We start from the raw sequence: 12,113 nt of genomic DNA, 5'->3' as shown, positions 1-12,113 counted from the left end.
TGAACAGGTAACTATGTCTGAGATCGAGAAGTCTGAGATCGAGAATTCCCAGGAGAACCTGCCCGCCACAACGACAAGCAACGAGGGCGCCACCGGGGCCATCACCACGGTCCCCGAGATGCGTCGATGGCTGCGCGAGTGGGTGGGCAAGGCCGTCGGGAAGTCGCCGGACTCGATCGACGAGTCGGTGCCGATGGTGGAACTGGGCCTGGCCTCGCGCGACGCGGTGGCGATGGCCGCCGACATCGAGGACCTGACCGGCGTCACGCTGTCGGTCGCGGTGGCGTTCCAGCATCCGACCATCGAGTCGCTGGCGACCCGGATCATCGAGGGCGAGCCCGAACAGCCGGAGGACGCCGACGCCGAGGCGGTGGATTGGTCGCGCAACGGCCCCGCCGAGCGGGTCGACATCGCGGTGGTGGGCCTGTCCACCCGGCTGCCGGGTGACATGAACTCCCCGGAGGAGACGTGGCAGGCGCTGATGGAGGGCCGCGACGCCATCACCGATCTGCCGGACGGGCGCTGGTCGGAGTTCCTGGTTGAGCCGCGGCTGGCCGAACGCGTGGCCAAGGCGCGTACCCGCGGCGGTTATCTGAAGGACATCAAGGGCTTCGACTCGGAGTTCTTCGCGGTGGCCAAGACCGAGGCCGACAACATCGACCCGCAGCAGCGGATGGCGCTGGAGCTGACCTGGGAGGCGCTGGAGAACGCCCGCATTCCGGCGTCCAGCCTGCGCGGTGAGTCCGTCGGCGTGTTCGTCGGCGTCACCAACAACGACTACGGCTTCCTGGCCATCTCGGACCCGAGCGTGGCCCACCCGTACGCGATCACGGGTAATTCCGGAGCGATCATCGCCAACCGGGTGTCCTACTTCTACGACTTCCGCGGCCCGTCGGTGATGGTCGACACCGCGTGCTCGAGTTCACTGGTCGCCATCCACCAGGCCGTGCAGGCGCTGCGCAACGGCGAGGCCGACGTGGCGGTGGCCGGCGGCGTCAACGCGTTGATCACGCCGGCGGTGACACTCGGGTTCGACGAGATCGGCGCGGTGCTGGCACCCGACGGCCGGATCAAGTCGTTCTCCTCGGACGCCGACGGGTACACCCGCTCCGAGGGAGCCGGGATGCTGGTGCTCAAGCGGGTCGACGACGCCCGCCGCGACGGCGACCAGATCCTGGCCGTGATCGCCGGCAGCGCCGTCAACCACGACGGCCGCTCCAACGGCCTGATCGCCCCCAATCAGGACGCGCAGGCCGACGTGCTGCGCCGCGCCTACAAGGACGCCGGGATCGACCCGCGCACCGTCGATTACATCGAGGCGCACGGCACCGGCACCATCCTGGGTGACCCGATCGAGGCCGAGGCGCTGGGCCGCGTCGTCGGCAAGGGCCGTCCCGCCGATCGGCCCGCGCTGCTGGGTGCGATCAAGACCAACATCGGGCACACCGAGTCGGCCGCCGGGGTGGCCAGCATGGCCAAGGTGGTGCTCGCCCTGCAGCACGACAAGCTGCCGCCGTCGATCAACTTCGCCGGCCCCAGCCCCTACATCGACTTCGACGCGATGCGGCTGAAGGTCATCACCGAGCCGACCGACTGGCCGCGGTACGGCGGCTACGCGCTGGCCGGGGTGTCCAGCTTCGGCTTCGGCGGGGCCAACGCGCACGTGGTGGTGCGGGAGGTGCTGCCGCGCGACGTGGTGGAGCGTGCGGTCGAGGTGGAGACGACGCCGCAGGCCGCGGTGGTCTCCGCCGGCGGCGAGCTGACCGAAGGCGAAGGACACTCGCTGCGGTTCGACGAGTACGGCGAGATCATCGCCGACGGCGCCGTGCCTGTCGCGGAGTCGGCATACGAGCTGCCCGGTGTCACCGAAGAAGCGCTGGCCCTCAAGGCTGCTGCTCTGGAAGAGCTTGCGGCACAAGAACATTCAGAACCGCTGATCCCGTTGGTGGTGTCGGCGTTCCTGACCTTCCCGCAAGAAGGCGGCGGCGCCGAGCTGGCCGACTGGATGGAAAGCCCCGAGGGGCAGTCGTCGTCGCTGGAGTCGATCGGGCGCGCCCTGTCGCGGCGCAACCACGGCCGCTCCCGCGCGGTGGTGCTGGCGCACAACCACGAAGAAGCCGTCAAGGGTCTGCGTGCGGTCGCCGAGGGCAAGCAGCGACCGAACGTGTTCAGCGTCGACGGCCCGGTAACCAGCGGCCCGGTCTGGGTGATGGCCGGTTTCGGTGCGCAGCACCGCAAGATGGCCAAGAGCCTGTACCTGCGCAACGAGGTTTTCGCCGAGTGGATCGAGAAGGTCGACGCGCTGATCCAGGACGAGCGCGGCTACTCGGTGCTCGAGCTGATCCTGGACGACTCGCACGAGTACGGCATCGAAACCAGCAACGTCACCATCTTCGCGATCCAGATCGCGCTGGGTGAGCTGCTCAAGCACCACGGCGCCAAACCCGCCGCGGTGATCGGCCAGTCACTGGGCGAGCCCGCGTCGGCGTACTTCGCCGGCGGATTGTCGCTGCCGGACGCCACCCGGGTGATCTGCTCGCGCTCGCACCTGATGGGCGAGGGCGAGGCGATGCTGTTCGGCGAGTACATCCGGTTCATGGCGATCGTCGAGTACTCCGCCGACGAACTCAAGACGGTGTTCGGTGACTTCCCCGACCTGGAGGTGTGCGTCTACGCCGCGCCGAGCCAGACCGTGATCGGCGGGCCGCCCGAGCAGATCGACGCGATCGTCGCCCGCGCGGAGTCCGAGGGCAAGTTCGCCCGCAAGCTGCAGACCAAGGGCGCCGGCCACACTTCGCAGATGGATCCGCTGCTCGGCGAGTTCTCCGCCGAACTGCAGGGCATCAAGCCGCTGCGGCCGCAGATCGGGATCTTCTCGACCGTGCACGAAGGCACCTTCGTCAAGCCCGGCAGCGACCCCATCCACGACGTCGAGTACTGGATGAAGGGGATGCGGCACTCGGTCTACTTCACCCACGGCATCCGCAACGCGGTGGACAGCGGCTACACCACATTCCTGGAGCTGGCGCCCAACCCGGTGGCCCTGATGCAGGTCGGCTTGACCACCGCCGACGCGGGTCTGCACGACGCCCAGCTGATCGCGACGCTGGCCCGCAAGCAGGACGAAGTCGAGTCGATGATCTCGACGATGGCCCAGCTCTACGTGTACGGCCACGACCTGGACGTGCGGACGCTGTTCACCCGCGCCAACGGGCCGGACGATTACGCGAACATCCCGCCGACCCGCTTCAAGCGCAAGGAGCACTGGCTCGACGCGCACTTCGCCGGCGACAGCTCGGTGTTGATGCCCGGTAACCACGTCGCGCTGCCCGACGGCCGGCACGTGTGGGAGTACGCCCCCCGGGAGAAGACCGACCTTGCCGCCCTGGTGCGCTCCGCCGCGACGACGGTGCTGCCCGACGCCGTGCTGACCGCCGCCGAGCAGCGCGCGGTACCCGGCCTGGGCGCCCGGCTGGTGACGACCTTGACGCGCCACCCCGGTGGCGCCGCGGTGCAGGTCCACGCCCGCATCGAGGAGTCGTTCACGCTGGTTTACGACGCGCTGGTGACCCGGGGCGGTACCGAAGCGGCGGTGCTGCCGGCCGCCATCGGGGCCGCAACGGCGGTCGCATCCGCGCAGGCCCTACCGGATGTCGCCGCGGCGCCGCCGGAGGCCGATGACGACGCCGAGACGCTGACGGACAGCCTGACCACGCGGTACATGCCGGCCGGAATGGGCCGATGGTCGCCGGAGTCCGGCGAGACTATCGCCGAACGCCTGGGCGCCATCGTCGGTGCGGCGATGGGCTACGAGCCCGAGGACCTGCCGTGGGAGGTGCCGCTGATCGAGCTCGGCCTGGACTCGCTGATGGCGGTGCGGATCAAGAACCGCGTCGAGTACGACTTCGACCTGCCGCCGATCCAGCTGACCGCGGTGCGCGACGCCAACCTGTACAACGTCGAGAAGCTCATCGAGTACGCGATCGAGCACCGCGACGAGGTCGAGGCGCTGCATGAGCACCAGAAGACGCAGACGGCCGAGGACATCGCCCGGATGCAGGCGGAATTGCTGCACGGCAAGGTGCCCGAGACGGCTCCGGCCGAGCCGGCCGCCGCGACCGCCGCGACCGCCGGGACCGAGGCCCCGGTTGAACCCGCCGGACCTGCAGCACCTGCCGTGCCGCCGCCGTCGGACGTGCCGATCCCGCCGCCGCCGACGAACCCCGCCGGACCGGCAGCCAACGGCAGCAACGGCGCCAACGGCGCCAACGGCGCCAACGGCTCCCAGGGCGAGCAGCCCAAGTCGGCGGACCTCAAGGGCGCTGCCGAGGCACTCAACCAAGAGGCCGTCGCCAAGGCGCTGAACTCCGACGTGCCTCCGCGCGACGCGGCCGAGCGCGTCGTCTTCGCCACCTGGGCGATCATCACCGGAAAGTCGGCGGGCGGCATCTTCAACCCGCTGCCCAAGCTGGACGACGAGAAGGCGGCCAGGATGGCGCAACGGCTGTCCGAGCGCGCCGAAGGCCCGATCACCGTCGAAGACGTGCAGAGCTCGCACAACATCGAGGAGCTGGCCGACAAGGTGCGCGGCTACCTGGAGGCCGGGGTGATCGACGGGTTCGTGCGCACCTTGCGCGCGCGTCCCGAAGGCAGCACCAAGCCGCCCGTCTTCGTGTTCCACCCGGCCGGCGGTTCCACGGTGGTCTACGAGCCGCTGCTGGCCCGGCTCCCGGCCGACACCCCGATGTACGGCTTCGAACGAGTCGAGGGGTCGATCGAAGAGCGTGCCGAGCAGTACGTACCGAAGCTGATCGAGATGCAGGGCGACGGGCCCTACATCCTGGTGGGCTGGTCGCTGGGCGGGGTGCTGGCCTACGCCTGCGCGATCGGCCTCAAGCGGCTCGGCAAGGACGTCCGATTCGTCGGCCTGATCGACGCGGTGCGCGCCGGTGAGGAAATCCCGCAGACCAAGGAAGAGGTCCGCAAACGCTGGGACCGCTACGCCAAGTTCGCCGAGAAGACATTCAACGTTACCGTGCCGGCGATCCCCTACGAGCAGCTCGAGGAGCTCGACGACGAGGGTCAGGTCCGGTTCGTGCTCGACGCGGTCAGTCAGAGCGGGGTGCAGATCCCGGCCGGCATCATCGAGCACCAGCGCACGTCGTACCTGGACAACCGGGCGATCGACACCGCTGAGATCCAGCCGTTCGATGGGCATGTCACGCTCTACATGGCCGATCGCTACCATGACGACGCGATCATGTTCGAGCCGCGGTATGCCATCCGCAAACCGGACGGCGGCTGGGGCGAGTACGTTTCCGACCTCGAGGTCGTGCCGATCGGTGGCGAGCACATCCAGGCCATCGACGAGCCGATCATCGCCAAGGTCGGCGAACACATGAGCCGCGCCTTGGAGAACATCGACGCCGCACGGACGAGTTAGGTAGCCAAGTGACCGAAGCAGGCCCGGCCCCCGTCATCCATTCCACCGCGGAGAAGCTGGCCGAGCTTCGCGAACGCCTGGAGCTGGCCAAGGAGCCCGGGGGCGAGAAGGCCGCCGCCAAGCGCGCGAAGAAGGGCATTCCGAGCGCCCGCGCCCGAGTGCACTCGCTGCTGGACCCCGGCACCTTCTTCGAGATCGGTGCGCTGTGCAAGACCCCGGGCGACCCGAACGCGCTGTACGGCGACGGCGTGGTCACCGGCCACGGCCTGATCGACGGGCGCCCGGTCGGGGTGTTCTCGCACGACCAGACCGTGTTCCAGGGCACCGTCGGGGAGATGTTCGGCCGCAAGGTCGCGCGCCTGATGGAGTGGTGCGCAATGGTCGGTTGCCCGATCATCGGTATCCAGGACTCGGGTGGCGCCCGGATCCAGGACGCGGTCACCTCGCTGGCGTGGTACGCCGAGTTGGGCCAGCGTCATGAGGCGTTGTCCGGCGTGGTGCCGCAGATCTCCCTGATCTTCGGCAAATGCGCTGGGGGAGCAGTGTATTCGCCGATCCAGGACGATCTGCTGATCTCGGTGCGCGACCAGGGCTACTTCTTCGTGACGGGGCCTGACGTGATCCGGGAGGTCACCGGCGAGGACGTCACCCTCGACGAGCTCGGCGGCTCGGACACTCAGGCCCGCTACGGCAACATCCACCAGGTCGTCAACTCCGAGGCCGAGGCGTTCCAGTACGTGCGGGACTTCCTGTCGTTCCTGCCGTCGAACTGCTTCGACAATCCGCCGGTGATCAACCCCGGACTGGAACCGGAGGTCACCTCGACCGACCTCGAGCTCGACGCGATCGTGCCGGACTCGGACAACATGGCCTACGACATGCACGAGATCCTGTTGCGGATATTCGACGACGGGGACTTCCTGGATGTCGCCGCGCAGCACGGGCCGGCCATCATCACCGGGTTCGCCCGGGTGGACGGGCGCCCGATCGGTGTGATCGCCAACCAGCCCATGCACTTGTCCGGCGCGATCGACAACGAGGCTTCGGACAAGGCAGCACGCTTTATCAGATTCTGCGATTCGTTCCAGCTGCCGCTGGTGTTCGTGGTGGACACCCCGGGGTTCCTGCCGGGCGCCGAGGAGGAGAAGCGCGGCATCATCAAGCGCGGCGGCCGGTTCCTGTACTCCGTGGTGGAGGCCGACGTACCGAAGGTGACCATCACGATCCGCAAGTCCTACGGCGGCGCGTACGCGGTGATGGGCTCGCGCCAGCTCACCGCCGACTTCAACTACGCGTGGCCCACTGCGCGCATCGCGGTGATCGGGGCCGAGGGGGCCGCGCAGCTGCTGATGAAGCGCTTCCCCGACCCCACCACGCCCGAGGCGCAGCAGATCAAGAAGGACTTCATCGAGGGCTACAACCTCAACATGGCGATCCCGTGGACCGCCGCCGAGCGCGGATTCATCGACGCGGTGATCGACCCGCACCAGACGCGGTTGCTGCTGCGCCGGTCGCTGCACCTGCTGCGTGACAAGCAGAACTGGGCCCGGCTGGCGCGTAAGCATGGCCTGATCCCGATCTAGCCCCTGCGTCTTCCGCTTCTTCCGCCTTCCGCGAGTGTGAATTAGGCTGCGCGACACGCCGATTGAGCGCCGTGCCGGGCACAGTCGGGCGGGGTTACTGGAGCAGCGCGCCGTCGGCGAGTTCGTCGAACCGCTCCAGCGCTTCGTCGTCGTGGGCGTCGATCCCGCGCAACCGCCCCCGGTCGGCGAGGTAGCGCTGCGCATACAGCCGCGCCACCAGCGCCTTGCGCTCGTCGCCGCGGACGTCGCGCTCCCAGGCTGCCTGCTCGGTGAGCAGCGCGCCGGCGTACACGTCGCCCATGAACTGGGCCAGCGGGAACAGCCGTGCTTCGGCCACTCCGTCGTCCAGCTTCTCCCAGGCGGTCACGGCCGCGTCCAGATCGTCGATCCGCTCGGCGACCAGACCGGTGGTGGTGTCGTCGTCGGAAACCGACACCGCATCGCGGAGCCGGGCCAGCAGCGTCTCGTGTGCACGGACCTTCTCGATACCTCGCCGCACGTCCAGGCACAGGATGTTGTCCGGGCCCTCCCAGATGGTATTGACCTGCGCATCACGCAACAGCCTTGCCACCGGCCAGGTTTCGATATACCCGTTCCCACCGTGAATCTCGATCGCGTCAGAGGCAGCAGTAATGCCCAGCCGGGCCACCCGCAGCTTGGTGACCGGCACCGCGATGCGCTGGCGCAGGTTGCGCGGCTGGCGATGGTTGAGAGCGCCGGTGCCGTCGAACACCAGTGCTTGGGCCGCTTCGACGTCGACGATCATCTCGGCCAGCTTGCGGCGGATCAGCGGCTTGTCGATCAGCGGACCGCCGAACGCCTGGCGCTGTCGGGCGTAGCACAGCGATTCGACCAGAGCCCGGCGCGCGTTGCCGAGCGCGAACAGCGCGATTCCAAGTCGTGCGGCGTTGGTCAGTTCCATCATCCGGCCCAGGCCCTTGCCGTCGGACGGGCCCGCGTCCGCCGAGGGCTCCTCGGACAGCAGGAAGGCTTCGGCGTCGGCGAACTCCACCTCGCCCGACGCCACCGAGCGGGTGCCAAGTTTGTCCTTGAGCCGGCGCACCCGCACCCCGTTGCGGGTGCCGTCCCGGCGAGTCCGCAGCACCAGGAAGTTGGCGACGCCCCGGCTGGAATCCGGGGGCGCCTTCGGGTTTGGCCAACACCACGAACGCCTCGCCGGCGCAGTTGGAGGCGAACCACTTGAAGCCGTTGAGCAGCCACGAGTCGCCGTTGGGCGTGGCCGTCGTCTCCAGCGCACCCAGATCCGAGCCGCCGGTGCGCTCGGTGAGCAGCTGGGCGGTCTCGCCCGCCCACTCCCCCGGACTCGAACTTGGCCAGCACATGCTCCCGCACGTCCGGCGGTGCGTAGGCGGCCACCAGCGACTGCACCATGCCGCCGCCGGTACCCAGCGCGCAGGCCATCCCGATGTCGGCCTCGTCCAGCAGGTAGTTGGCCGCGAACAGCGCCAGCGTCGAACGAAAACCCGCGTCCCGCATCGCGGTGCGCAACGTCTGCTGCGCATCGAGCACCGCGCGCTTTGACTGGATGAACGACTCCGGCAACACGACGCGGCTGACGTCGTGGCCCCACCGGTCGTAGCGTTCCAGCCGGGGCGGGTTGCGGTCGGTCTCGTCGGCCCAGCGGGTGACCGGACCGCCCATCAGCGCGCCGATGTCGGCCAGGTGTGGCTCCGCGACGGCCAACTCGTCGGGCTGCAAATAGTAGGCCATGGTGAACTGCAGCGTGGGGTCGCTCAGGTACCAGTTGAGACCCGTTGCGCCGCTGTAGTTTTCGGTTCGGTAGCGCTGCGACTTGTCCGGCGTCGAGAACGGTAGCCGATCCACGGACTCGGGGGCGTACTCCGTCATGGACCTGACGCTACGCCGGATCGTTTCGGCTTATACGGGCGCCAAGTATTCGGTGGAGTAGAACTCGGCTGGGGCGTTGTTGTGCGGGTTGGGCGACTCGACCACGACCCAGGCGCCGGTCGCGCCCTGCCGAATCGGCGCTTGCAGGGTGACGTCCAGCTGGCCGCTCCCATCGGTGTCCGCACCGGTGAATGTGCTGCCCGGGGCGCCGGGACCGCAGCTCGCCGACGACGGCAACGGTTCCTGGATCAGGCCGACGTCGAAGTGGTGGCCGGGTTCGCCGGCGACGACCAGTTGGACGTGGGCGGCGATGCTCGATCCGGTACTGGTGAACTGGGCGGTGCCGTGACCCATGTTGGGATGCGGCACCTCCACGGAGGTCTGGACTCGGCTGAAGTCGCAGTTTCGGAGCGCGGCGTAGATCGGTATCGTTCCGGTGGCGCCGGCCGCGCCCGTTCCGAGGAGCAGCGTCGAAGCGGTGAGCACGGTGATTGTCGCTGCCGGTATTCCCAGATGAATCGCACGCATTGGCCTACCCATCTCTGATTGCGCACTGATGGCGATTCTTCTATTGACCCGATTCGAAGAAACCAAACATTCGGTTCCCGTCCGCATTGACCGTTTGTTCGGTTAAGTACCAATTTGATCTTGATTGCGTTCCGATGCGGGATTACGAATTCAAGTGGACGTCAATATCCGGCCATCGGCCTCGACCTGTTCGACGTCGCGAAAAGCGCTGTTGAGCGGGAGCTTTCGGCACAACTGGCGCCGCTTTTACGCGTCACCTGTTCTCCGAGAGCACCAAATAATCGGTCAGCGCGTTGCCAATGGCCGCCGCGCCCAATGCGGTCGGATGCAGTGGCACCGCACGATTCCTGGTGGCATAGCCCTCCACATATCGCTCCGCGGGCGGTGCGCACATGTCGTGGTCCCGCGACATCGCACGGGTGTCGAAGAATTCGACGCCCTTTTGCGTCGCGAGCTGCCGTTGCCGATCGTCGAGCTCATCGATCTTCGCCTGCAGATAATTGGCGTCGGCCGGCAGGATCGGCTGCTCGGGGTAACAGCCGTCGGTCCGTAAGAACAGCCCGTATCCCACCACGATGATTCGGGCGTGCGGCGCCCGCGCGCGGACCTCGTCGAGCATCGCGGCCCATACCGGCGCCTGCTCGGAGATCAGCCGGGAGACGCTGTCGACCTGATCGACGACGAGTTTTTCGCTGCAGGGCCTCGGATTCGAGCCTTTGACCTCGCAGGATTCGGCGTCGGCGGCCAGTCCGACGTCATTGGCGCCGACTGTGATCGTGATCAGTTCCGTGGTTGCGTCGAGCGCGTCGAGTTGTCGCGGCACCAGGCCGTCGCCAGTCTGCTGAGCGCGACTGTAGATGTCGTCGGTGGTCGCGCCGCTGCAGGTCACGTCGCGGAATGTGGTGGCCGCCAGGCGCCGCGCCAGTATGGCCGGATAGTTGTTGGTCGATTTGTGGCAATTTCTGGGCGCGGCCCGCTCCGGCACGCCAGGCGCGGCCGCGAAGGAATCACCCATCGCGACGTACCGCGGTCGCGACGCCGATCCGGGCCCCGCCGGCGGCGCCGCCGCGCATCCGACGCACACGCACCCCACCAGCATGGCGATGCCCAGCCGCGTCGAGACCATGCAGCTCAGTGTTTCATCCGGGCACCCAGCGCCGCCTGATGTAATGGCCAGGTGCCCAACGGGATATCGAGGCGACGATTCGGAATGCTGGCCGGTGGCGCCTTGGCGGCAACGGCGGTGCCGTGCAGTTCGACCGACCACAAACCGGCGCCCAATGCACCCTCGCCGCCGCCCCCGCCCGGCAACAACGCGGTGTCAGCGCAGTCGTTGGGCTACACCGTCAACGTCGACAAACCCGGCGGCGCACCCGGCTACGTGTTCTTCGTCTCCGGCACCTCGGCGGCCAATCCCACCGCAGGCGGCGGCGTCTCGGTCCTGGTGATCGCCGACAAGGCCGGCCGGGTGGTGTGGCAGCGCGAACTGCCGCCCGGCCAGGTCGGCGGCAACCTACGCGTGCAGACCTATCAGGGCAGGCCGGTGCTCACCTGGTGGCAGGGCCTGCGGATGGGCAGCCACGGCATCGGCTTCAACTGCATCGCCGACCAGCACTACAACGTGCTCACCACCCTGACTCCCGGCGGCGACCTGTCCTCGGACATCCACGAGTTCCGGCTCACCCCCGATGGGCACGCCCTAATCACCGCCTACCAGGAGGTGACAACCGACCTCACCGCTGTCGGCGGCCCCAAAGACGGCCGGATCTTCAACTGTATCGCCACAGTGGTCGACGTGGCGACGCGCAAAACACTGTTCCAGTGGGATGCGCTCAGCCATGTGCCGGTGGCGGACTCGCCGGAGAAGCACGCCCCGGGCGAGGTGTTCGACCCGTACCACATGAACTCGATCGCGCTGGACCCCGCGGGCAACTTGCTGATCAGCCTGCGGGCGGTGTCCACGGTGTTCAACATCGACCCGCGCAGCGGCGCGATCAACTGGCAGCTGGGCGGCAAGCACTCGACATTCGAGCTCGGCGACGGTGTCGAGTTCGCGTTCCAGCACGACGCCGAGATGCCGGACCCCACCACGCTGACGGTGTTCGACAACCATTTCGAAGGCAGCCGTGCCCAACCCGGCGGCGGATCCGTCCCCACCCGGCTGAAATGGATCCGACTGGATTTCGCCGCCCGCACCGCCACCCTGGTGCGCGCGCAGCCACACCCCGGCAACCTGAGCGCGGGCGCGATGGGCAACCTGCAGCAACTTCCCGGCGGCACCGCGTTTTCCGGCTGGGGCACCGCCGGGCACATCGCCGAATTCGCCGCCGACGGCGACATGCTCTACGACGCCACCCTGACCGACGGCACCTATCGCGCGTTCCTCGACGAATGGACGGGCGACCCGGTGTTGCCGCCGCAACTAATGTTCACCGACAACGGCATTCGCGCCAGCTGGAACGGCGCCACCACGGTGGCCCGGTGGCGGCTGCTGCACGGCACGCTGAGCAACGCGATGACGGAGGTGGCCACTGTCGACTGGTCGGGCTATGACACGCCAATTCCGTTGCGGGACAAGCCGGACGGGTACTACCAAGTGCAGGCGCTGGACGGCGGCGGCGCCGTGCTGAACCAGACGCCGCCGCTGCCGCGGCCCCGCTAGCGGCCGCCGCTCATCGAACTGAATTGAA

5 protein-coding genes and 1 pseudogene are annotated in these 12,113 nt (G+C 68.1%); 3 read left to right on the top strand and 3 right to left on the bottom strand.

Annotation, left to right across the window (positions count from 1 at the left end; all coding sequences use genetic code 11):
• The first annotated feature begins 13 nt into the window (after positions 1-13).
• Both pks13 and L6444_RS29445 read left to right on the top strand, forming a co-directional pair.
• Positions 14-5,443, top strand: coding sequence for a polyketide synthase Pks13 (gene pks13, locus L6444_RS29450; protein WP_236979075.1), 5,430 nt, complete (start codon positions 14-16; stop codon positions 5,441-5,443).
• 8 nt (positions 5,444-5,451) lie between these two features.
• The gene (locus L6444_RS29445) at positions 5,452-7,026 is read left to right on the top strand and encodes an acyl-CoA carboxylase subunit beta (RefSeq protein WP_236979073.1); all 1,575 of its coding nucleotides are present in this window, start codon (positions 5,452-5,454) and stop codon (positions 7,024-7,026) included.
• Positions 7,027-7,120: 94 nt separating this feature from the next.
• Here L6444_RS29445 and L6444_RS29440 read toward each other — a convergent pair.
• The 3 genes and pseudogenes from L6444_RS29440 to L6444_RS29430 form a co-directional block, all read right to left on the bottom strand.
• Positions 7,121-8,895, bottom strand: a pseudogene (locus L6444_RS29440) (acyl-CoA dehydrogenase family protein).
• Positions 8,896-8,925: 30 nt separating this feature from the next.
• Positions 8,926-9,423: a hypothetical protein gene (locus tag L6444_RS29435; RefSeq protein ID WP_236979071.1), complete on the bottom strand. Its 498-nt coding sequence runs from the start codon at positions 9,421-9,423 to the stop codon at positions 8,926-8,928.
• Between the two features lie 253 nt (positions 9,424-9,676).
• Positions 9,677-10,549 (bottom strand): SGNH/GDSL hydrolase family protein, encoded by an 873-nt coding sequence (locus tag L6444_RS29430; protein WP_236979069.1) that lies wholly within the window; start codon positions 10,547-10,549, stop codon positions 9,677-9,679.
• 51 nt (positions 10,550-10,600) lie between these two features.
• Here L6444_RS29430 and L6444_RS29425 point away from each other — a divergent pair, with 51 nt between their 5' ends.
• On the top strand, positions 10,601-12,085 hold the full coding sequence (locus tag L6444_RS29425; protein ID WP_236979066.1) for an arylsulfotransferase family protein: 1,485 nt from the start codon (positions 10,601-10,603) through the stop codon (positions 12,083-12,085).
• The last annotated feature ends 28 nt before the right edge of the window (positions 12,086-12,113 follow it).

This window comes from Mycobacterium kiyosense, assembly GCA_021654635.1.
Taxonomy (GTDB): domain Bacteria; phylum Actinomycetota; class Actinomycetes; order Mycobacteriales; family Mycobacteriaceae; genus Mycobacterium; species Mycobacterium kiyosense.
Note: the sequence above shows the minus strand (reverse complement) of the source record. Positions and strands in the feature narration are given on the sequence as shown.

What these genes read in the sequence shown, in the direction of transcription:
- pks13 (WP_236979075.1), top strand. Translation starts at nt 14, where the DNA reads ATGTCTGAGATCGAGAAGTCTGAGATCGAGAATTCCCAGGAGAACCTG.
- L6444_RS29430 (WP_236979069.1), bottom strand. Translation starts at nt 10,549, where the DNA reads ATGGTCTCGACGCGGCTGGGCATCGCCATGCTGGTGGGGTGCGTGTGC.
- L6444_RS29435 (WP_236979071.1), bottom strand. Translation starts at nt 9,423, where the DNA reads ATGCGTGCGATTCATCTGGGAATACCGGCAGCGACAATCACCGTGCTC.